Consider the following 23,055-nt stretch of genomic DNA (forward strand, 5'->3'; position numbering starts at 1 on the left):
AATACCCTTTCTACGCTACCCGCAGACGCTTTTTCTCTGTCTCTCGGTCGCCAATACCCCTTCTACGCTACCCTCGGCCGCCTATAACCACCATGCCCCCCACTTTCCTTAAGCACTCCAAAGCAGCAAAAAAGCTAGAAGTCCCCGCTTCTAGCTCAAATCAAAACTATTTTTCCTTGTCATTCTCCACAACATATTTCAAAACCGATAGCTTGTTGCTCCAGAATTGCTCGTAAAAGCGCCGCAGCTCCGTTAATGGTTCCGGATGTAGCCGATAGATTTTTTCTCTCCCCTGCTTACGGCCGCTTACCAATTCAGCATCCGTTAAAACTTTGAGATGCTTAGCAATGGCCGTTCGGCTCATTGGAAAGTGCGAGGTAATTTCTGAAATCGGTAACTCTTTTTCCGCTAATAACTTTAGTACCTCTCTGCGAGTGGGATCAGCAATCGCTTGAAAAACATCATGCTTTTGCGCCGTTTGTGACACTTAGCCCTCCACAATCCTCTTAAGCTTCTGAACGATGCCAGCCCAGCCTTGAGACATCATATCGCGAATTTCCGAAGCCTTTCGCTGAGCTTTTTCAACGATTGCATCAGGTTCTTTCCAACCGCCATGAATCAAGGTAAACTCGGTTTTATCCCCCAGCTCTTTTAAAATAAACGAGGCAAACCAGCCATCTGTGTCCCATGTGAAAGAAAGCTTATTTGGCGGATCAAACTCTGTTACCTTACAAGGTGATGGACCAAATGGGGATTGTAAATGAAACTCTTGTCCTACTTCAGGCTTAAAATCATTAGGCATCAACCATTCTGCAATTCCTTCAGCAGTGGAAACATGCGCCCAAACCTTTTCAATCGGCGCCTCAATCACTACTGTCTGCTTTATATCTGGTAATGTATTTTGCATGAACTCTCCTGCTTTCTTTCCAAAATATAAAACCTTTTGGTTTCACTTTATCAGTATATAAAACCATTTGGTTTCATGTCAACAAAAAAATTTTCTTTTTAAGTGTTCCAATTTTTTTATAAAAAAACTCCCCTCACCATCATCGGTGAAGGGATGCAGCATACTATTTCGTCGTTACAGCAGTTTTCGGGGCTCGAAAAATCACATGTTCAAGCAATAAACAAAAAATTAATCCAACAATAAGCCCATTTGAAACAATATTTCTTAACCATGGTGCAACATTTGCAAATGCATCAGCCGGCATAAACATTAAGCCGATCCCGGCCATTAAGGAAAGGCCAACGACAAGTAAATTTCTCGAAGACGGCTCAACCCCCATTAAATCACGTATTCCAAAGCCCATCAGCTGCGAAAACGGAATAAATAAGGACGCATATGCTACCTCTAACGGCAGGGTGGCTAAAAAACCGCCGATATATGGGAAAAAGCCCGCTGCCATTATCAATGCAGCACCAATTATTAATGGCTTCATTTTTTTAATACCTGTTGTGCTAATAAAACCTGCCGCAATGGACAAGGGCACAACACCAACAACGGAAAAAATTCCTGAAATGAATAAGCCTACCCCGTTACCAAAAAGCCCTCGCTGGTATTGTTTTGAAGTGATCTCCTTATCCAAAGTTATTCCCATTATTAAAATAGTGGCAATTACATTCGAAATCAAAACGATTGACGTAATTAGTGAGGTTAAAACAATCCCAAGATCAAATTCTGGCGGCCCCCAAGCAAAGATCTTCGGCACCCGAAACCAGCTTGACGGCTCGTAGACCTTTCCAGCGTGAATTAATCCGAAATAGTGAAACAGCAGCCAGCCGGCTACAATTCCGAAAAAAGGACCCATGCTTTTTAAAATACCATTTGCTTTTAACGATATTGTTAGAATGATAATAATTTCAATCAAACAAATAAGTGCAATTTTACCGCTTATATGTCCCGTCGCATTAATTCCAAGCATACTGCGAAAAAACGAGCCGCTAAGCTGGCTGCCAAGTAACATTAAATATACGCCAGTAACAATCGGGGTAAAATGTATGCGGATTTTTTCAATAATCGGTAAAAATCCTAAGATGGCTAAAAAAATGCCGCCTATAATCAGGCCCATTTCCAATTGCTGGAGCACATCAGCCTGCTCACCTGGGGCGCTCATGGTGCCCAGCAGAATAAAGATCGCCCACCACATTCCTGCAGCCCCTTCGACAACGGGAAGCCGGTGGCCAAAAAAGATTTGGAATAATGTCGCGGCCCCGCTGACAAATAGCATTCTCTCCATGAAGGTTGAGATTTCTGCCGGCGACATATGAAAAACTGGGCCGACGACAACGGGTACAGCGATGATATTGGTCAGCATGAAAGCAGCCCACTGAATACCTTGTATCCCTGATAACCAGCCGCTGTCCTTTTTGCTTAAATCAGTCATAATTTCAAAACCTTCTTTCTATACAGCAACAGAATCTTGCTTTTCCAGCCTTTTATCATAGTAACTAGCGATAAAATAGCCGCTTAAAGAGGCAAGGACTTGTTGGAAAAGCATTCCGATGACAACGGGAACAGCAACCGCCGGCGGAAAATAAGTAACGCCAATTACGGCACCGGCACTGATATTTCTCATTCCGCCTGAAAAAGTCAGCGTAATCACTGAATCGCGTTCTTTTATTAACAGCCGTCCAATGAAAAATGAAAACAAGTAGCCAGTTAACGCGATAAAAAAGACCACTAATGTAATAGCCGCAAGTTTCCAATCTATATTTTTTAAGTATGGTGCAACAACAGCACCGTTTAGCATAACTGTTACACCAATCCCAATTTTCGTAAATGGCGCCAAATGAGACCCTAGTTGATCCTTTATTTTTCCCTTTGTCAGTTGATTTAACAACATGCCGATGATGGAAGGAATAACGACCATTCCCATAAGACCCTTCATGATGTCAAGATAGTCCATTTCAATTTTTTGACCCATAATTAGTGATAGAGAATAAGGCACAATCAGCGGTGAAAGCAAGGTATCAATTAAGATGACCGATAAAACCATCGGGATATTCCCTTTATAGATCGACACCCAAATAAAGCTCGTAATCCCAGTTGGAATGACCATAGCTAAAATAAGCCCGGTAATCGTGTAGGCATCATTTGGGAATACCACATGCCCGACTCCCCAAGCCCACATCGGCATTAAAATATGGAGAATCATCATTGCGACAAAAATCGGAAACGGATGGATCATGACATCTTTAAGAGACTTAAAATTGGAGCTTAAACTTCCAGCAAACGTCATGAAGGCAAAGATCCACGGAATTAAAAAGGAATAATCTTTAATATAAGTGCTCAATAAAACGCCAGTGATGACACTTACCGGCGTTATTAGGGGCATTATTTTTTCTAGTTGTTTATTTAGTTTTTGAAGCATACAAGGGTCACTTCCCTATTCAGCCTTCGAGTGACTTCAGATAATCTTTCCATGCTGTAATACCGCCCTCTAATAGAATAACTTGATAATTCTTCTGGTCCAGAATATCCGCACATTTTGCTGCCGAATTTCCAGTGGTACAAGTTACAACAATTTCCTGGTCTTTAGGCAGCGACAGTTCTTTACCAGTTTCTTCAAGTCCAAATATAATCGTTTTAGGAATATTTGTGCTTTCCAAATTCGGTTCTGCTATATGAAATTGATTGTATTTTTCTTCTGCCCGAACATCTAGCAGCATAACCTTTTCCTCACCTTGAAGCCTTAAATGAAGCTCCCTTGGTGTAATTTTTTTGATCATCTAAAACACCTCCAATTCAAAGCTTATCATAACATGGAACAGAACTCTTCAGGAACTGAAAAAGAGCCAATTAATAAAAGCGCCTGGAAGGCTGCACACCCCTTCCAAGCGCTTTTGAAGTTAATCTATACCTCTCCTATCCTGCTCTCCGTGCATTCCCCAATAAGTGATCCGCTTGCTAGCGATTGCATCACTCTTCCTCCAGCGTAAACCCTTGCCTCACTAATAAAGGCAAACAAAGCGGCAGCAATAGCAAGATGAACCACTGCCCAGGGAATCGCAATAAATGATTCAATTACGAAAGTACCTATTACCAGCTGGAATAATACAAGCAAGGAGCAAAGCAGAAAACGTCTTTGCAGGTTCCTGCCCCATTTCTTCGAAAAAGCCCAATAGGTAAGTAGAATGATATAAATCGTGGAAATAACTGCTAAGCCTCGGTGAATGGTTTGCAGCAGTTCTGGTGTAGTTGAAGGTAAAAACGTTTGCCTGCAGCCGAACCATCCACAGGCCAAACCATAGGTCTCGTGCTTAATATAGGCGCCAAATGCCAGTGTCAAGAGCAGCAAAATTAGTAAGTTGTTAACATGTTTTATAATTCTACCATGATCCGCTGCCTTTAAGGTCATTTGTGTTATACGTTCCTCACCAGAATATCTCCATAACCATATTAAACAAGCCAAAAAAACAAAAGCCACAAGTAAATGAATGCTAATGATGATTGAAGGCAAATCAAGCACTACCACTACCGCTCCGAGAAGTACCTGAATAATTAACAGACCAATCATCATCACAGAAACAAAGCGGGCAGTATAGCCCATTTTTTCACGCATTAGTTTGAAAAATAACAGAATAGATAACCCACCAAGTAAAGCTCCTATTATCCGGTGCATAAACTCAATTAATGTTTCTCCCTGTAAAGTTGGAATCACTTCTCCATTACATAATGGCCATTCCGGACCGCACCCCATGCCAGATTCGGATGAGGCGACATAGCCGCCAAACACAATAAGAAAATACGTTAGGACGATGCAAATAAATGCTAACCGTTTGATTGTCACGATTCACCCTCCGAATTTTATGAATATTTAGGATACATCATCAAATTTACCAGATTAGGACAATCATTTCGGTGATATGTATCACGTTTCCTCTTTAAAGGTACAAAGTACCTATCCCCCCTTGATCACATACCGTATAATGCCTTGTGTTTTTTAATGGAAGGGAACGTGATCATCATGTATTACAACTATTATCACTATCCGGCTAATCCATATATGCCGCCATTCTCAGCCTCTATGATGAACTATCAGCCTCCCCGCAGTTACCCGCCCGTCGATACAAAAATTTTTTCCCATTCCATCCAATCATTCAAAATATTAATGCAGCAAGGGAGTATACTGCTGGATCGATTAGCTGAACTTCAATTTTCCAAAAAAGTAATGAATGCCGCTCAGCAGGGAAAACAGGCTGAGGTAGATCAGTTGATTAAATCCATTGGTCTTAAGGTCCCTGTAAAAACCACCTTTTCCCCATCAGGTGTAATATTTGAATTATCAACGAATTCAGGCACAACCAGCCCCTTCAACTGTTGCACGCTAAATATAAATATGAAATGGGGTGAATAACTAAAAACTCTCCTGCAGGCTTGTAACACTATCCAACTATTACAGGACTTTTTTTAAAAAAATTCCCCCAAACCTTTATGTGTATCATTGAGATCTCCAGCATTTAGTATTTATGTCTGCTAAAAAAAGTAGTAAAATGGAGCATATATTTTACTACTTTACTAGAAAAAAGGAGTTACATCTTTGGAGGAACAAACGGCAAAGTATCATGATCAAACCTTGTTTAGTATTTCTTGGCCGCTTTTTATTGAGCTGGCCCTTCATATGGGAATGGGCATCATGGCGACATTTATGCTAAGCCATTACTCAGATGCTGCAGCAGCGGGTGTTGGGGTGGCCAATCAGCTATTAAACATCTTTATTTTAGTTTTTAACGTTACATCGATTGGGGCCACTGTCTTAATCAGTCAAAATCTCGGAGCCGGCCGGCTGCATAAAGCACGGCAGCTATCGCGGTCGGTTTTCGGATTAAATTTTTGGTTCGGGATGATTATTGCAGTCTTTGTCTTTTTCTATGGGGAATATCTATTACGATTATTTGATATTCATGGAGAGGTTTTTGATTATGGCCTAATATTCGTCCGGATATGCGGCATTTCCCTGTTTTTTGAATCCATTTCTCTTGCATTAAGTGCGACATTAAGGAGTTATGGATATACAAAAGAATCGATGATGGTTACCATCCTCATGGATATCATCAGTTTAGGGGGAAATATTATTGCCATCAGCGGTTTATTGGGAATCCCGGTTACAGGGGTAAGCGGTGTTTCGTGGGCCATGGTTGCTGCACGTGCTTTTGCCGTCGTCGCTCTAATCTATCTCGTATACAATCGACTATCTTTAGATCTCACATTAAAAGATGTCATTCATGCGAAAAAAGAAGATATTAAAGGGGTACTTGCAATCGGAATTCCCTCAGCAGGTGAAAACCTTTCCTATCAATTATCCCAGCTTGTTATTACCAGTATCGTCGTTTCGCTTGGAACAGCTTCCCTTGCAGCAAGGGTGTACATTTTAAATATTAATATGATTTGTTTTCTGTTCACGCTTGCGATTGCTCAAGGTACCCAGCTATTAGTGGCACGCTATATTGGAGCAAAACAATTTGATAGGGCTCTACAGCGCGGCCTCCGTACACTAAAAATCTCTATGGTTGCTTCGCTGGTGACTTCAATCTTCATTGCGCTTACAGGGGTACCGATTTTAGAGACTTTTACTGAGGATCCAAGTATTATCGCGGTTGGAATCCCGGTTTTATGGGCAATTGTTTTCGTTGAACCCGGAAGAGCGATGAATATCGTCCTCATGAGCTCGTTAAAGTCTGCCGGCGATGTCCGTTTCCCAGTTGTCATTGGGATCGTGTCAATGTGGGGAGTGGCTGTTTCCTTAAGTTACCTGCTTGGCATTCATTTCGGATTAGGCTTGCTGGGAATATGGCTAGCCCAGGGTGCAGACGAATGGCTTCGAGGCATCTTCGCCACCAAGCGCTGGTTGATGAAACCATGGGAGCGGATAATAAGAAGAAAAGCAGGCGTGCCTGCATAAGTGTCCTATTAAACAATTATTGGCGAGGGAGCGGCTACTTTTTCCCGTGCTCCCGTTCGCCTATAAATCAATGGGCTGCCGTACTGCCAGCGTTTTCCGGATTATGGTCGCCTACAAGTCAACCAACTTTCCATTCCCTTTCAAAAGCAATTCTTTCACCTGCTCCGCCGGTAATGGTTTACTAAAATAATACCCTTGTCCAATGTGGCAGTCGTTTTTCTGTAAAAATCTAAGCTGCTCTTCGGTTTCAATTCCCTCTGCAATTACCGTAAAATCAAGATTTAACCCCATATCAATAATCGTCTTCACCATCGACCGATAGGTAGTTGCCTGACGGATATCATCAACAAAAGACTTATCAATTTTAATTTTATCAATTGGAAGATGCTTTAAATAACTTAGCGAAGAATAGCCAGTGCCAAAATCATCGATTGCTAGAATAACGCCCATGTCCTTTAATTGCTTTAATGTTTTAGAGGACAGTTCAAGGTTTTGAGTAATGGATTCTGTAATTTCCAGCTCCAGGTGACCAGACTCAAGGCCCGTTTCCTCGAGAACCTCCGCAACATGCTCTATAAACTGCTCATCTTCAAATTGGCGGACAGATACATTCACCGCAATTGGAAAACCAGAAATTCCGTTTTGTTCCCATGCTTTTTTCTGCTTGCAGGCTTCTATTAGTATCCACTTTCCAATCGGAACAATCAGGCCGGTTTCCTCTGCTAATGGAATAAATTCGCACGGTGGTATAAACCCATGGTCCGGATGCTGCCAGCGAATTAATGCCTCTGCTCCAACAATCTGTCCAGTCGCCAATGACACCTGCGGCTGATAAAAAAGCTGCAGCTGATTTTTCTCTATTGCTTTCCGCAAACCATTTTCCAGTTCCATTTTTCGAACTGAGATTCCATTAAGAGTTGAGGAATAAAATACAACTTGATTCCCACGTTCCTTTGCCTTATACATTGCTGTATCTGCATTTTTGATCAGCGTTTCCTCGTCCAATCCATGGTCAGGGTAAAGGCTTATGCCAATGCTTGGCGTCACAAAAAATTCTAAGGTTTCTACATACAATGGCTGAACAAACTCCTGGAGAATCCGGCCTGCAATTACTGCTGCCTTTTCCCTGTCAGTACCCTCAAGAACGATCAAAAATTCGTCACCGCCTTGCCGGGACACCAGGCCTGCTTTTTGAACTGCAGCTTCTAGTCTCTTGGCTACTTCTTGCAAAACTAAATCTCCAACGGAATGCCCTTTTGTATCATTAATAATCTTAAACCGGTCGACATCTAGGAATAAAACAGCTAATAGCTTAGTCCTATTATTGTTTAGCAGCGTATCAAGATGCTGTCTGAATTTATTTCGATTTGGCAGCCCTGTCAATGAATCATAATAAGCCATTGTTTTAATTGTTGTCTCTACTTTCTTCCGATCAGTAATATCAAACAAAACACTAGAAAAATAAACCAAGCTTCCCTTTTCATCTACAATTGGAAATCCTCTATCAAGAATCCAGCGTACATCACCATTAGGCCGGATAATCCGGTATTCACTTGTCACCGATTCCCCCATAGCAGTTTTCTCTTCTCTTTCTGCTATAACTGGTAAGTCCTCCGCATAAATTACTTTTTTCCATAAAAGCGGGTCCTGATAAAAATCTTCTAATGAATAACCATATAGTTTTTCAATCCCAGGGGTAATAAGCAGCTCATCCGTCTTTAAATCATGTGACCAGATTGCAACATCAAGTGTATCAAAAATATTATTTAATTTTGTTTTGTTTTGCTCATACTCCTGATTCTTTAAACTCATCCTTTTTACTGTAAATAAAAAATAAGGGATTGTTGCCATAAGGAGAATAACAGCAGTAACTCTAAAAATTTTTATGGAAGGAAAAAAGAATGAAGCAATTATATCTACCAGTTCAATCAGAATAAGCAGAAAAAATAGAAGTGTCCAAACAATTTTATGGTTTAATGCTTTCATTCTCATGCGGTTTACTCCTTTATTTCTTACGTTTAATCCCACACCTAGTTTTATTTAACATAACAAAAAAAAGACTTATTACTCAATTCAATTTTACTCGATTAAAACAAGTGAGACCCTGTAAATACGAGCTCTGTTCTTACTTTTTTCAGTGTTCAAAGCTTTGTCAAAACATTTCGAACAAACTTTGAACTCACTTCAATTTTTATGTTTTTTAACCAAAAATGAAATATATTGGAAGTAGAAAGAAACAAAATACAAATGAAAGGCGGAATGAAAAATGGTTAACAAGTTTTTAAGAGAAAGTAAAGTCTCTGCCATCATTCTAACGGTCATTCGCTTATATCTAGGATATTCTTGGTTCACTGCAGGATTACACAAAGTAATGGGAGGTTTTGATGCTTCCGGATTCTTAAAAGGAGCAATTGCCAATCCGGTTAAAGGACCAGATGGTGCGGTCGTATTCGGCTGGTATGTGAACTTCTTACAAAGCTTTGCCTTGCCGAATGTAGATATTTTCAACTTCATCGTTCCTTGGGGAGAATTATTGGTTGGTTTAGGGCTGCTCCTTGGCTGCTTAACCACATCTGCTATGTTTTTCGGCCTAGTAATGAACTTCGCTTTCTTCCTGGCTGGTACAGTATCACATAACCCAAGAGATATTTTCCTCGGTTTCATCATCCTAACAGCAGGATACAACGCCGGCAGAATCGGCTTAGACCGCTGGGTGGTTCCGTTTATTAGAAAAGCAGCTAAAACAAAAGATGGTAAAGACCATTCTAAAGCAGTTGTTTAAACTAGAAAATAATCAAAAACAAGCGCTTCTAGCTAATAGGAAGCGCTTGTTTTTTCGAATGTTCCTCTATACCCACCACATATCCGATACAGTTTCCTCTATTAAAACGGACTTTAAATTAGTGACTGCACGTTTGAACCCTTCGTCAATTGACATAATTGGGTCTTCGTGCTCAATACTTACAACATAATCATAACCATAAGTACGGAGGGCGCTCATCATATCAGACCATTCCTTTAAACTATGACCACAGCCAACGGAGCGGAATGTCCAAGCACGGGTACGTACCTCCCCATATGGCTGCATATCAGTTAAACCATACATATTAACATTATCTTGATCAATATAAGTATCTTTAGCATGGAAATGATGTATAGCATTTTCCTTTGCTAATATCTTAATCGCAGCAACTGGGTCAATTCCCTGCCACCATAAATGGCTCGGATCTAGATTGGCGCCAATCGCGTCGCAGGTTTCCTCCCGCAATTTTAAAAGTGTGTAAGGGGTATGAACTAAAAAGCCTCCATGAAGCTCAAGTCCAATTTTGACATTATGCTCCTTCGCAAATTGACCTGCTTCTTTCCAATATGGAATCAGCTTTTCTTCCCACTGCCACTTCAATACATCACTATATTCATTTGGCCATGCCGTCACAGGCCAGTTGGGAAACTTTGCCCCATCATGGTCCCCAGCTGTTCCAGAAAAACAGTTAACAACAGGTACACCAAGCAGCGATGCTAGTTTAATTGTTTTTAAAAGTGTTTCATGAGACCTGGCAGCGAATTCTTTATCAGGTGAAATCGGGTTTCCGTGGCAGCTAAAGGCACTAATCGTAAGCCCTCGTTCTTCGACCTTTTGAATATACTCTTGGCGGGCCTCCTCGCTTTCCAATAATCCTTCTAAATCACAATGGCTGTTTCCTGGATAACAGCCTGTTCCAATTTCAATGGCATGCAGGCCCGCGACCTTGACAGTGTCCAGCATTTCTTCGAATGATTTTTCCCCAAATAGTACAGTAAAAACACCTAGCTTCATATAGAAACTCCCCTCACTATTACGATTTCTATAAATACGGCCAATTTCCGACGAAGTGCATTCAGAGTTTTTTATTATTCCCCGACTCTGACAATTTGTTTTGTTTCATTTGACTCAAGTGCAGCCAAAATGACTTCAAGCGATCTCATGCCTTCCTCACCTGGAACCGGAGGCTCTTGGTCTAGTAAAATCGACTCAACAAATTTCTCGATAACATGAGAGGTATTTTGCCCGCCTTCTTCATTCGATTGGATTCTACCAAGCTCATATTTGACCACCTCTCCGTTCACATATTGGACGATAAGCGAGTGGAGAGGATCATCCTCTAAGCGAAGAATCGCTTTCTCCCCATAGATAATTGTTGAATTGTCTTCCCTGCTTACATAAGCCCAGCTCGCTGCAAGGGTCCCTATAATCCCGCTTTCCGTCTTTAATACACAGACTGCGTTATCATCGACATCAGCAAAATTCTTTGCACTAGTTTCTACAAAGGCTCCGACTTCAACAATTTCTTCACCTAAAATATAGCGAAGCAGGTCGGTTTTATGGACACCCAAGTCGCCCATCGCTCCAACAAAGGCCTTTTCCTTTTGGAAAAACCAGCCCCCTTTTCCCTCGACACTCCAGTTCTCAGGACCGCCATGACCAAAAGCTGTGCGGAAGCTGTAAACTTTGCCAATTTCGCCGCTGGCAATTAACTTGCGCGCTCTTTCGTGTGAAGGAACAAAACGCTGGTTATGAGCAATCATTAATTTTTTGCCGCTTGCTTTTGCAGCTTGGATCATCGCCTCTGCTTCTTGTTTGGAGGTGGCCATTGGTTTTTCACAAAGTACGTGAATACCTGCTTCTAATGCTGCAATTGAAACTGGCGCATGAAAATTGTTTGACGTACAAACGCTAACCGCATCCACTGTGCCGCTATTTAATAGCTCTTCATAGCTTGTAAAGAAGGCAGCCCCCCATTTTTCAGCTGTTTCCTTTGCACGTTTTTCATTAATATCACAGACTGCAACAAGCTCTACGTGTTTATTCGCTCTATATTCTGGTAAATGACGATGCTGCGCAATACTCCCGCATCCAATTACCCCGACTCTTAATTTACCCATTATTATTTTCCTCCTTTAATTTCCCCTAAAGGGTTTACATTTCCATAAACTCAGCATCCAGTGTAACTGGGTGTGCCCATTTCACCGCAACGAAAATAGCACGCAGTATTTCACCGGTTAATCATTACCTATTTGATTACATCTTATATCGTGTATTAGTAAATAAACATAGATGATATAATTAAAACATCTACTATTTTGCTATTTTGTTAGACAGAGGGAAATCATGGAGACAAACATATTATTTTGCGGCTACTCATACCACATAAATGGATATCACTCACAGCATAAATCCGGATACCCGGTGTATTTATTTCGCCTGCAAACCGAGGGAAGCTGTGAAATCGTTGTAAAAGGAAAAACTTTTTCAGTCAAGAAAGGGGACCTTTTGCTGATTAAACCAGGTGATCATTATGAATTGTTAATAAAAAAAGGGCAAAACAGCGGAGACTATAACCTTGGATGTGAGGGCGATTGGATTGATGAATGGTGGAGTCGTTTCGAAAAACCGGCCATTTCTCGAATCGATATTAACGAACATCTGCTATCTTTATGGCGCCAGCTTCTGTTTGAAAAACGCCGTCCTTTATCCAGTCAAAATGAAGAGCTGACCGGCTACCTGCTGAGAGCTCTCTGTATATCTTTTGAAAGAGCAGTAAAAGAAACGAAACATCCTTATGCGGTAACACGAATGATGAGATTTATCGAAGAAAATGCACCAACAGCTTTTAAAGTGGAGGATGTAGCGAACCATGCCGGACTTAGCATATCCCGTTCTGTTCATTTATTTAAAAACAGCGTTGGTAAAACTATGATGGAATATGCTCAGGAAATACGGTTATCCATTGCTATCGACCGTATGAAATACACAACCATGACACTTGAGCATATTGCTGCGGAATGCGGTTTTGGAACCTATCCCTATTTTCATAAGGTATTTAAAAAGAAGTACGGAGTATCACCTGGTTCATTTAGACGGCAAGAATAGAAAAACGCCCTTTTCGGACGTTTTTTCTATAACCGGTAAACACGAGTTTCATATGGTTTCAATGAAAGCCTATCGGTTAATTTATGTTCTTTTACTTCATAGTTATTTAACAGCAGCTGCTCGTATTTAAAGGTAAAACCTTCAATCACAGCATCATTTGAAGAAAGATTAGCTATAACCATTACTTTCTCATTTTTCAGTGTCCGGGTATATGCAAAAATCTGTGGATCATCCTTTAACAGCAAATCATAGACGCCATACGTAAATACCTCATTTGCCTTCTTCAAACTGATCATTTTTTTGTAAAAATTCAAGATCGAATTTTCGTCTTTTTGCTGAGCTTCCACATTAATTTTTTTATAATTTGGGTTCACCTTCAGCCAAGGAGTTCCGGTTGTAAACCCGCCATTCGCTTTATCTGACCATTGCATCGGCGTGCGAGAATTATCACGGCCGGAAGCCCACAGGATTTCTAATATATCCTTACGAGGAACGCCTTCTTCTCGTTTTAATCGGTACATATTTTTCGCAGAGACATCGTCATAATCATCAATCGAGTCAAATTTCACATTGGTCATGCCTATTTCCTGTCCTTGATAAATAAACGGCGTCCCCTGCATGAGAAAATATATTGCCGCAAAGGCTGTGGCACTTTCACGCCAGTATTCCTTGTCGTTTCCCCAAGTAGAAACAACCCGCGCTTTGTCATGGTTTTCAATAAAGAGTGCATTCCAGCCTTTGCCCTCAAGTGCCTTTTGCCAGCGTGACAAAACATCTTTTAATTCGATGATATCAAGGTCTTTTTTCTTCTCAGCATCCCAAAGGCTGAGATGTTCGAATTGAAATACCATGTTAAATTTGCCTTTGACTTCTCCTACCCACAGCTCTAAATCACTGGTATCCTCAACTGTCACTCCATTTGCTTCTCCAACCGTCATGATATCGTATTTGGTAAACGTTTCTTCTTTTAACTCCTCAAGAAACGAATGAATTCCTTCCACATTCATCATTTTGTCGTAGGCGGGAACATATTTAAGCCCCTTTGGATTCGGCATATTTTTAAGGCCTTTTTCTTTTTTAATATGGCTGATTGCATCAACGCGGAACCCGTCGATTCCTTTATCTAGCCACCAGTTAATCATCTTATATAGTTCAGTCCGAACAGCTTTATTTTCCCAATTTAAATCAGGCTGTTTTTTTGAAAAAATATGCATGAAATACTGATCTGTTTGTTCATCATATTCCCATGCCGGGCCGCTGAAGATGCTTTCCCAATTATTCGGCTCTTTTCCATTTTTCCCATCCCGCCAAATATACCAATCGCGCTTCGGGCTGTCTTTTGAGGAGCGTGATTCAATAAACCATGGGTGTTCATCACTCGTATGATTTATGACGAGGTCGAGAATTAATTTCATACCGCGCTTATGAGTTTCTTCTAATAAATGGTCAAACTCCGCCATTGTTCCAAACTCCGCCATGATTTCCTGATAGTCACTGATGTCATACCCATTATCATCATTTGGTGATTTGTACATTGGGGAAACCCAAATGACATCGATTCCCAAATCCTTTAAATAATCAAGCTTAGAGAGTATACCATTAATGTCGCCAATCCCATCCCCGTTAGAATCCATAAAGCTGCGAGGATAAATTTGGTAGGCAACCGCTTCTTTCCACCATAATTTTTTCATATTAAATCCTTTCCAATCCTGGCTGTATTTAGCTCGGTACATGATGAGCGCTCTACTAAACGATGAGAAATGATCAGCCGTTTTGTCGGTTCTTTCTCATTTTCAACCAGTTGAATTAAATTTTTGGAAGCTTGGTACCCGAGCTCAAATATATTAATATCCACCGAGGTTAATGGCGGCTTTGCCATTTCCGCAAGCAGTACATTATTGAAACTTACGATTGAAATGTCGTCCGGAACTCTAATTCCTAATTCATCAAGTGTATTAAGAACACCGAGCGCCATAAAGTCGTCTGCAACAACCAGTGCTGTAGGAGGCTTTTTAAGTGCCATTAATTCACGGACCGCCTCCTGGCCGCCTTCCCGTAAAAATTCTTCATGAACAATATATTCACCTTTTACCGGAATATCCGCTTCTTGTAGCGCCTTTTCATATCCATCTTGGCGGTCGACTGTTACAATTAATTCTTTCGTTCCACCAATAAAGGCAATCTGTTGATGACCTAATTGAATTAAATAATCTGTCGCCTCTTTCATTGCACGTACATTATCATTATCAACATGGGTTATTTCCTCGATATCTTTGTAAGGCTTCCCAATCAAAACGAATGGAAATTTTCTTGTTCGCAAATACGAAACGACCTGATCCTCCACTCTCGAGGTTAGCAATACAACTCCATCAACGCGCCTTCCCTGGACCATATGAATGACAGCCTCAAGAATTTCCTTTTCGGATTTACCTGTTGTCATATGCAGGGCATAATTTTTTTCCTGCGCTCCCTCACTGATCCCTTGTAAAACTGTAGGGAAAAAGGGATTCTGGAACCCCACATCCTTCGAGCTTGGCATGACCAAACCAATCGTCTGTGTTGATTTACTTGCGAGATTTCTCGCATTTAGATTGGGATGGTAGCCAAGCTGTTCCATGGCGTCTTTTACTTTTTGCTTTGTTTCTTCACTAATGCGCGGGCTGTCCGCAATCACCCTTGAGACCGTTGAAGGTGCCACATTTGCGAGCCTTGCTACATCTTTAATCGTTACGGTCATAATGTTCTCCCCTCTCAAAGGAAGCTAAATAGTAATATAATACTCTTACCCTTTTGTACCGCCAGCTGTCAATCCTGAAACGAAGAAGCGCTGGAAGGACAAGAAGAGTATCGCAATCGGCACAGCAATTAATACGGCACCTGCAGCAAAGGTCGTAAATTCAGCACCAAACTGCTTAGCAACAAGATCGTACAGTCCCACAGCCAGCGTATAATTTTTTTCCGTCCGCAGCAAAATGCTTGCAATTATAAAGTCTGCAAATGGTGCGATAAAGGCGAACAAAGCAACAACCGCAATAATCGGAGTCGCAAGCGGCATCACGATTTGGAAAAAGATGCGCAGATGCCCGGCACCATCAATTTTCGCTGACTCATCAAGTTCTTTCGGAATCGTATCCAAATAACCTTTCATCAGCCATGTATTCATTGGGATCTGACCCCCGACATAAACAAGTATTAACCCTAAGTGGGTATCGATTAACTTTGTAAGTGTAGCCAAAATATAGATGGCGATTAATGCTGCAAAGTTAGGAATCATTTGTAAAATCAAGAAGGTTACGAGCCCATTTTTACGGCCGACAAAACGATATCTTGAGAAAGAATAGGCCGTTAAACATACAAGAATAACGGTAAAAATCATAGTTAGAATACTAACTTTAAGGGAATTAAGATACCAATAGACATAATTACTTTTTTCCATATCAAAAAGCTCTTTATAATGGGCAAGGGTTGCATTTTTCGGAATAATGCTAGATCCTGATAGGCTTTGCCCCGGGTTAAACGATGACCCAATAATCCATGCGAGCGGATATAGAATAATTATAAACATGACTAAGACAACTAAATAGGTTAATGTCAGCCTTATGATTTTCTGTCTCTTCATACTCATATCACATCATATCCTCTTCTTGGAATGATTTCGTCCTTCTAAACTGCCAGATGGCAACGGTAATTACGATAATTGATAATAACATTGTCAGCGTTGCGGCTTTTGAATATTGAGCCGATGTCATCGTCAGTCGATAGATCCATGAAATCAGAATATCTGTACCGCCGGCATTTTGTCCTGAAATTGCAGGACCACCGCCGTTAAATAAGTAAATAATGTTGAAGTTATTAAAATTAAACGTGTATTGCGTAATTAACACAGGTGCTGTTGCAAATAACACAAGCGGCAGAGTAATGTTTTTAAACTTTTGAAGGTTGGATGCCCCGTCAACGGTAGCTGCCTCATACAGATCTTGTGGAATGGATTGTAAGACACCAGTTACCATTGCGAAAATGAACGGGAACCCTAACCATGTTTGAATGAGAATTAATGCAAGTCTCGTAAACATAGGTTCTGTCATCCATGGAAGCCCATCAATTCCGAAGAAGCCAAGAATATCTCGATTAATTGCCCCGAATGATTCATTGAACATACCAGCGAATACAAGGATGGAAACAAATGCAGGCACAGCCCAAGGTAAAATGAACACAGTCCTCATTATTGCCTTACCTTTAACATCCTTCTGATTGACAATGATTGCAAGGAAAATTCCCAATGCAACCTGGAATGTAGTCGCAACGAACGTCCAAACTAATGTCCATGCCAGTACGGAGAAGAAGGTCTGGCGCCACATATCAACTTTAAAGATTTCAACAAAGTTTTTTAAGCCTACCCAGTCAACAAGCTTTGCTGGCGGTGAATGGTATAAGTCATAGTTTGTAAATGCAAGTAAGATAACAAAAATAATTGGAAAAATAACAACGAAAACTAAAAGTAAAAATCCCGGTGACATAATTAAGTAAGGAAAACCATTATCTACAAGATTGCGGTACTGTTCCTTCATTGTGCTTATCGGCTCGTGAGTATCACGTTTTTTCCCAACCTTATACGCATCACGTAAGTTAAATAAATAGAAGCCAAGACCGAAGATAACAACAATTAGCGCCAAAATCCCGTACACTAAAAGAAAAATGGAGTGGTCTTCAAATGGGATTTCCCCCAATGTCACAAGTCCCCATAAACCAATATTTAATAAATCTTTAAATACCAAGATGAACGCAGCACTCAAAATAAGGAATGAAACACCCTTTAAGATTTGTTTGTTATAAATCTGCCCCAGCCCAGGGATAATGGATAAGGCTAACGCTTTCTTACGATGACTGGTTGTGTAGGATACTTCCCCTTTTGACATCCTAAACTCCCCTTTCTTGACTAAATAAGCTCTCTTTTAGCTTAGAGGCTTTATCAAGAAGAAAATATTTCTTCCTCATAAAGCCCCTAAATATGTGAAAATGGAGCAGTACCCCAGGGAATTGAGGTACTGCCTTTTCATTGTCTTGCTCCAGTACCCTAGCGGCTAGTATCCTTAAGAGCCAAATACCTCTGACCAGGGCGCACTTGCGCTTTTCATATTACTTTGTAGATTCAATATTAGTTTTGATTTGTTTTACGGCAGAATCTAAGGCCTTTTTAGGTTTTGTTTTGCCAGTTACAATCGTTTGTAAAGATTTTGCCATTGGATCCCAAACCTGACCCATTTCTGGGATGTTTGGCATCGGAATCGCATATTGTGATTGTTCTGCCACAGCTTTCGCACCTTCGTTATCCTTAATAACCGGATCTTCTAGCAATGCTTTGTTTGTTGGAACTTCAGCCGTTTGTTCAAAACGATATTTTGAGTTTTCATCATTTGTAATAAACTCTAAGAATTTAGTAGCCCATTCTTGGTTTTTAGAAAATGCAGAAACATGCCATCCTTTAACACCCATAAATGTTTTTACATGTTCACCATTTGGAAGTGTTGGAAGTGCTGACATACCAATGTTCACACCTGCATCTTTATATGGATGGAATGACCAAGGTCCGTTCATAACCGCCGCTACCTTACCTTCAGTGAATAGACCGTCCATTGCAGAGCCGCCGTTTTCACCAATGATTCCTTTAGGGAATAATCCTTCTTTATACCATTTTTGAATATACTCAGCACCTTTAACAGCACCATCATTATTTAAGCCAATGTCATTAGGATCAAGGGTACCGTTATTGTCTTTGAATACATAACCGCCCATACCGCCGATAATTCCGTGAGCAAAATAGTAGTTATCCCAAAGGGCTAAGAAGCCGTATTTTCCATCCTTTGTGAAATCCTTAGAGAATGTATATAGATCATCCATTGTCTTTGGAACTTCTTTCATCAAATCTTTATTGTAAACAAATACAGGAGTCTCAGAAGACTTCGGTAATCCGTAAAGTTTTCCATTATATGTTTCAGCAGAAATTGATGAATCTGAAAATTTATTTGTTACTGATTGGTCTACTTTAAGTTCAGCAATTAGTCCTTCTGTAGCAACCTGACCAATTTGGTCGTGTGGTAATGTTACGATATCTGGGCCTGTCCCAGCAGGACCATCAAGACGCAGCTGGTCACGCATTTTTGTAGCCATTTCTACTTCTTTGAATTCAATTTTGATGCCATTTTCTTTTTCGAAATCAGCCGCTGCCTTTTTAAGCCAGCCTGATTTATCTTTATCTTCCCAAACAATAAGTTTCTCCGGTTTTGCTGCTGTTTCTTCCTTTTTACCGGTATCTTTTGTGCCTGCGTCATCTCTTTTTGGACCACAAGCTGAAAGAACACCAAGCATTAAGACAACCATCATGAAAATAGAAAGCGTCTTTTTCATTTTGTCCCCTCCTGAATATTGTAGGAATATATTTGGGCTGTGCGAAACCGTCTTCATATTTTTATTGCAGCGCTTACATTTGCGAAAACGATTGCACAACGTAATTTCATTATAAAGCCTAGATAAAATTTTACAACCATTTTTTATAAAAAATTTTTTATCATCATTCCGGCATGAGATTCTTTAAATCATTTTGAAAATCGATATCTTTTTAGTAAAATAGCATTAAAATCACATACTCCGAGAAAGAGAGCTGATTGGATTGTTAAAAGAAGCAATTTATCACCGGCCAAAAGACAATTATGCATACGTTTGCACTACAGATGAGTTACATATCCAGATTCGCACCAAAAAAGATGATTTAAAAAAAGTTGCTTTACTCCATGGTGACCCGTATGACTGGGATAATAAACAGTGGAAGCCGACCACCAAGCCCATGAAAAAAAGCGGGTCTGATCAGCTGTTTGATTATTGGTTTGCGGCAGTCACACCTCCTTTTAAACGGCTCCGCTATGGATTTATCTTAGATGATGGTTCAGAAACTGCCTGCTATACAGAAAAAGGCTTTTATCCTGAGCCGCCTGTTGATGATACAGCCTATTATTTCGCCTTTCCATTTATGAATCATGTAGATATTTTCCAAGCCCCTAAATGGGTGAAAAACGCCGTTTGGTACCAAATTTTTCCTGAACGATTTGCAAATGGGAATAAGGAAAACGATCCTGAAAATGTGATTCCATGGGGAAGTAAAGAGCCATCACCCGTTAACTTTTTTGGCGGTGATCTAGAAGGTGTGATTCAAAAGGTTCCATATTTAAAGGAATTAGGAATAAGCGGCATCTATTTTACACCGATTTTTAAAGCTTATTCGAACCACAAATACGATACAATCGACTATTTGGAAATAGATCCGCAGTTTGGAACGAAAGAAACCTTGAAAAAATTAATCGAGGTCTGTCATAAAAACAGCATCAAAGTGATGTTAGATGCTGTTTTCAACCATAGCGGCTTTTATTTCCCTCAATTTCAGGATGTGCTGGAAAACGGAGATAATTCACGGTTCAAAAGTTGGTTCCATGTTCATGAGTTTCCATTAGTTACCGAAACGCAGCAGAACTATGATACGTTTGCTTTTACACCTTTTATGCCAAAATTAAATACGGAAAATCCGGAAGTGAAGGAATACTTGCTTGGGGTTGGTCGCTATTGGGTTAAGGAGTTTGATATTGATGGCTGGCGGCTGGATGTCGCTAATGAAGTCGACCATGCGTTTTGGCGCGAGTTCCGTAAAGAAGTGAAGGCGATTAAGCCTGATTTATATATTCTAGGGGAAGTCTGGCATGATGCGATGCCATGGCTGCGCGGCGATCAATTTGATGCCGTGATGAATTATCCTTTTATGACGAATATATTGAATTTGTTTTCCAAGGAGAGCATTTCGGTAAAAGAATTCGTAGAATATATGACCAGTGTTATTCATATGTATCCGAAAAACGTTAATGAGGTTGCTTTTAATCTTGTCGGCAGCCACGATACAGCAAGGATTTTAACATTGTGCGATGAGGATATCGAAAGAGTAAAACAGGTTTTTACAGTATTACTGACGTTTATCGGCTCACCTTGTATCTATTATGGCGATGAGATTGGCATGACCGGTGTGATGGATCCCGGCTGCCGCAAGTGCATGATTTGGGAAAAAGAAAATCAAAATCGCGATTTATTTATACATGTGCAAAAATTAATCCGCCTCCGCCGCGACTATCCATTACTGGCAAATGATGGTGAGTTTAGCTTTGTTTCACCTGGATCTGATGATTGTTGCTTGGCTTATTTGAAATCCGATTCAAGTAAAACCGCTGTTGTTATTCTTAATACGAGCAACAAAGTGGTTGACTACACAGTACCGGTTGATGTGAGCGGGAAAACAGTGGTGAATCTTTGGGATGCAAAAGTGATGGAGGTTTCCGGTAGAAAATTAGAGGTTTCTCTGTCAGCTAAGGGGTTTGCTATTTTATTGTTATATTGATGATAGTTTAAGTATGGAGGGGAAAACGATGAGCGTTAATGACGAGTGGTGGAAGAAAAGCGTTGTCTATCAAATATACCCGCGAAGCTTTAGGGATTTTAACGGAGATGGAATCGGCGACATCCAGGGAATTATTGAAAAATTGAATTATTTAAAGTTATTGGGTGTAGATGTAATCTGGTTAAGTCCTGTTTATGATTCGCCTAATGATGATAATGGCTATGATATCCGTAATTATCAAGCAATCATGAATGAATTCGGAACGATGGTGGATTTTGACATAATGGTAACCGAAGTACATAACCTTGGCATGAAATTGGTGATGGATTTAGTAGTGAATCATACATCAGATGAGCATGCATGGTTTGTTGAATCGAAAAAGTCAAAGGACAATCCTTACCGTGATTTTTATTTTTGGCGGGAAGGAAAAGACGGCAAAGAGCCAAATAATTGGGGCTCTGTTTTCGGCGGCTCGGCATGGCAATATGATGAAACACCCGACGAATATTACCTTCATCTGTTTTCAAAAAAACAACCTGATCTGAATTGGGAAAACCCTAAACTTCGAGAAGAAGTGTACAGCATGATGAAGTTTTGGCTTGATAAAGGAATTGACGGCTTCCGGATGGATGTCATCAATATGATTTCTAAAAACCCGGAGCTGCCAGATGGTGATCAAGGTGAGGGACAACTGTACGGAGACGGTGGCCGGTATTTTATGAACGGGCCTAGAATTCATGAGTTCTTACAGGAAATGAATCAAGCAGTCCTGTCGAAGTATCCAATTATGACAGTTGGTGAAATGCCGGGGGCTGCCCCGGCGGACGCTGTACTTTACACCGATCCGGAAAGAAAAGAAGTCAATATGATTTTTACCTTTGAGCACATGGATTTAGACAGCGCCCCCGGCGGAAAGTGGAATTTGAAGCCGCTTGATTTGGTGGAACTGAAGGAGAATCTCGCTAAATGGCAAATGGCGCTGCATAATAAAGGCTGGAACAGCTTGTATTGGAATAATCATGATCAGCCGCGGATTGTTTCCCGGTTTGGCGATGATGGTAAATATCGTGTTCAATCTGCGAAAATGTTAGCCGCCTGTCTCCACTTCATGCAGGGGACGCCATATATTTATCAAGGCGAAGAAATCGGCATGACCAATGTGAAGTTCGAGTCTCTTGATGATTACCGCGATATCGAGACCATCAATATGTATCATGAGCGTAAAGAGTTGGGCTACTCACATGAGAAGATTATGACTTCGATTTATGTCAAAGGCAGGGATAATGCAAGAACTCCGATGCAGTGGGATGCTACGAAAAACGCCGGATTTTCAGCAGGAACTCCATGGATCAATGTGAACCCTCGATATAAAGAAATAAATGCGAAGGCAGCTTTAGAGGATTCCCAGTCTATCTTTTATTTTTATCAAAAATTGATTCAGCTTCGGAAGGAACTTGACATCATTACAGACGGGGACTTCGAGCTGCTGGTAAAGGACCACCCGCAATTGTTTGTATATGAACGGAAGCTAAATGATGAATGGCTGCTTGTTGTATGTAATTTTAGCGGAGAAGAAGTAACAGTAGAGGATGCAGCAGTCGGAGCAATGCTGAAAAATGGTCATGTTCTACTAGGAAATTATGAAGCTGAGAGGGCAAATGTACTCCGCCCGTATGAGGTTATTGTGTTGACAAATAGTTGATAAAAAACAAAGTGCCCATAGGAATGTGGGAGTTTTTTGTTAATCCTTTTTAGGAAAAGCGAAATTCAAAAAAATCCTCACCCCTTTCATTGAAGTGACCCCTAAAAGT

The 23,055-nt window shown here is 40.6% G+C and carries 20 protein-coding genes; 6 read left to right on the forward strand and 14 right to left on the reverse strand.

The window, feature by feature from the left end:
• Positions 1–166 precede the first annotated feature (166 nt).
• The 6 genes from IE222_RS21180 to IE222_RS21205 form a co-directional block, all read right to left on the reverse strand.
• Complete coding sequence (locus IE222_RS21180) at positions 167–487, reverse strand: ArsR/SmtB family transcription factor (RefSeq protein ID WP_191276306.1); 321 nt, start codon at positions 485–487, stop codon at positions 167–169.
• Positions 488–907 carry an SRPBCC family protein gene (locus tag IE222_RS21185; RefSeq protein ID WP_191276308.1) on the reverse strand — a complete coding sequence of 140 codons (420 nt, stop codon included), beginning with the start codon at positions 905–907 and terminating at the stop codon, positions 488–490.
• A 163-nt stretch (positions 908–1,070) separates the two neighbouring features.
• On the reverse strand, positions 1,071–2,384 hold the full coding sequence (locus IE222_RS21190; protein WP_191276310.1) for a purine/pyrimidine permease: 1,314 nt from the start codon (positions 2,382–2,384) through the stop codon (positions 1,071–1,073).
• 18 nt (positions 2,385–2,402) lie between these two features.
• Positions 2,403–3,371: a bile acid:sodium symporter family protein gene (locus IE222_RS21195; RefSeq protein WP_191276312.1), complete on the reverse strand. Its 969-nt coding sequence runs from the start codon at positions 3,369–3,371 to the stop codon at positions 2,403–2,405.
• A 19-nt stretch (positions 3,372–3,390) separates the two neighbouring features.
• Positions 3,391–3,729 (reverse strand): rhodanese-like domain-containing protein, encoded by a 339-nt coding sequence (locus IE222_RS21200; protein WP_191276314.1) that lies wholly within the window; start codon positions 3,727–3,729, stop codon positions 3,391–3,393.
• Positions 3,730–3,854: 125 nt separating this feature from the next.
• Entirely contained in the window at positions 3,855–4,790 is a 936-nt protein-coding gene (locus IE222_RS21205; protein WP_191276316.1) for a COX15/CtaA family protein, read from the reverse strand.
• Positions 4,791–4,967: 177 nt separating this feature from the next.
• Here IE222_RS21205 and IE222_RS21210 point away from each other — a divergent pair, with 177 nt between their 5' ends.
• Together IE222_RS21210 and IE222_RS21215 are read left to right on the forward strand one after the other, a co-directional pair.
• A complete protein-coding gene (locus IE222_RS21210; RefSeq protein ID WP_502253062.1) occupies positions 4,968–5,357 on the forward strand; it encodes a YuzC family spore coat inner layer protein in 390 nt (129 codons plus the stop codon).
• Positions 5,358–5,540: 183 nt separating this feature from the next.
• Positions 5,541–6,902 (forward strand): MATE family efflux transporter, encoded by a 1,362-nt coding sequence (locus IE222_RS21215; RefSeq protein ID WP_191276320.1) that lies wholly within the window; start codon positions 5,541–5,543, stop codon positions 6,900–6,902.
• 111 nt (positions 6,903–7,013) lie between these two features.
• Here the strand turns inward: IE222_RS21215 and IE222_RS21220 are convergent, their stop codons facing one another.
• Positions 7,014–8,894, reverse strand: a complete 1,881-nt coding sequence (locus tag IE222_RS21220) for a putative bifunctional diguanylate cyclase/phosphodiesterase (RefSeq protein WP_191276322.1) — start codon at positions 8,892–8,894, stop codon at positions 7,014–7,016.
• A 274-nt stretch (positions 8,895–9,168) separates the two neighbouring features.
• Between IE222_RS21220 and IE222_RS21225 the strand changes: the two genes are divergently transcribed.
• Positions 9,169–9,684 carry a DoxX family membrane protein gene (locus IE222_RS21225; RefSeq protein WP_191276324.1) on the forward strand — a complete coding sequence of 172 codons (516 nt, stop codon included), beginning with the start codon at positions 9,169–9,171 and terminating at the stop codon, positions 9,682–9,684.
• A 66-nt stretch (positions 9,685–9,750) separates the two neighbouring features.
• On the opposite strand, the gene IE222_RS21230 is transcribed toward IE222_RS21225, so the two are convergent.
• Together IE222_RS21230 and IE222_RS21235 are read right to left on the reverse strand one after the other, a co-directional pair.
• Positions 9,751–10,719 carry a sugar phosphate isomerase/epimerase family protein gene (locus tag IE222_RS21230; protein ID WP_191276326.1) on the reverse strand — a complete coding sequence of 323 codons (969 nt, stop codon included), beginning with the start codon at positions 10,717–10,719 and terminating at the stop codon, positions 9,751–9,753.
• Positions 10,720–10,793: 74 nt separating this feature from the next.
• The gene (locus tag IE222_RS21235) at positions 10,794–11,825 is read right to left on the reverse strand and encodes a Gfo/Idh/MocA family protein (protein ID WP_191276328.1); all 1,032 of its coding nucleotides are present in this window, start codon (positions 11,823–11,825) and stop codon (positions 10,794–10,796) included.
• Positions 11,826–12,051: 226 nt separating this feature from the next.
• Here IE222_RS21235 and IE222_RS21240 point away from each other — a divergent pair, with 226 nt between their 5' ends.
• A complete protein-coding gene (locus IE222_RS21240; protein WP_191276330.1) occupies positions 12,052–12,813 on the forward strand; it encodes an AraC family transcriptional regulator in 762 nt (253 codons plus the stop codon).
• A 26-nt stretch (positions 12,814–12,839) separates the two neighbouring features.
• Here the strand turns inward: IE222_RS21240 and IE222_RS21245 are convergent, their stop codons facing one another.
• The 5 genes from IE222_RS21245 to IE222_RS21265 form a co-directional block, all read right to left on the reverse strand.
• Complete coding sequence (locus IE222_RS21245) at positions 12,840–14,504, reverse strand: glycoside hydrolase family 13 protein (protein ID WP_191276332.1); 1,665 nt, start codon at positions 14,502–14,504, stop codon at positions 12,840–12,842.
• Positions 14,501–15,550, reverse strand: a complete 1,050-nt coding sequence (locus IE222_RS21250) for a LacI family DNA-binding transcriptional regulator (protein WP_191276334.1) — start codon at positions 15,548–15,550, stop codon at positions 14,501–14,503. Before IE222_RS21250 ends, IE222_RS21245 begins: the two co-directional genes overlap by 4 nt.
• A 45-nt stretch (positions 15,551–15,595) precedes the next feature.
• On the reverse strand, positions 15,596–16,438 hold the full coding sequence (locus tag IE222_RS21255) for a sugar ABC transporter permease (RefSeq protein WP_191276336.1): 843 nt from the start codon (positions 16,436–16,438) through the stop codon (positions 15,596–15,598).
• Position 16,439: 1 nt separating this feature from the next.
• Positions 16,440–17,729 (reverse strand): carbohydrate ABC transporter permease, encoded by a 1,290-nt coding sequence (locus IE222_RS21260; protein ID WP_191276338.1) that lies wholly within the window; start codon positions 17,727–17,729, stop codon positions 16,440–16,442.
• Positions 17,730–17,949: 220 nt separating this feature from the next.
• On the reverse strand, positions 17,950–19,218 hold the full coding sequence (locus IE222_RS21265) for an extracellular solute-binding protein (protein ID WP_191276340.1): 1,269 nt from the start codon (positions 19,216–19,218) through the stop codon (positions 17,950–17,952).
• Between the two features lie 262 nt (positions 19,219–19,480).
• On the opposite strand from IE222_RS21265, the gene IE222_RS21270 reads away from it, so the two are divergent.
• Together IE222_RS21270 and IE222_RS21275 are read left to right on the forward strand one after the other, a co-directional pair.
• Complete coding sequence (locus IE222_RS21270) at positions 19,481–21,244, forward strand: glycoside hydrolase family 13 protein (protein ID WP_191276342.1); 1,764 nt, start codon at positions 19,481–19,483, stop codon at positions 21,242–21,244.
• A gap of 28 nt (positions 21,245–21,272) precedes the next feature.
• A complete protein-coding gene (locus IE222_RS21275; protein ID WP_191276344.1) occupies positions 21,273–22,946 on the forward strand; it encodes a glycoside hydrolase family 13 protein in 1,674 nt (557 codons plus the stop codon).
• Positions 22,947–23,055 lie beyond the last annotated feature (109 nt).

This window comes from Neobacillus kokaensis, from assembly GCF_014656545.1.
In the GTDB taxonomy this organism is placed as follows: domain Bacteria; phylum Bacillota; class Bacilli; order Bacillales; family Cytobacillaceae; genus Neobacillus; species Neobacillus kokaensis.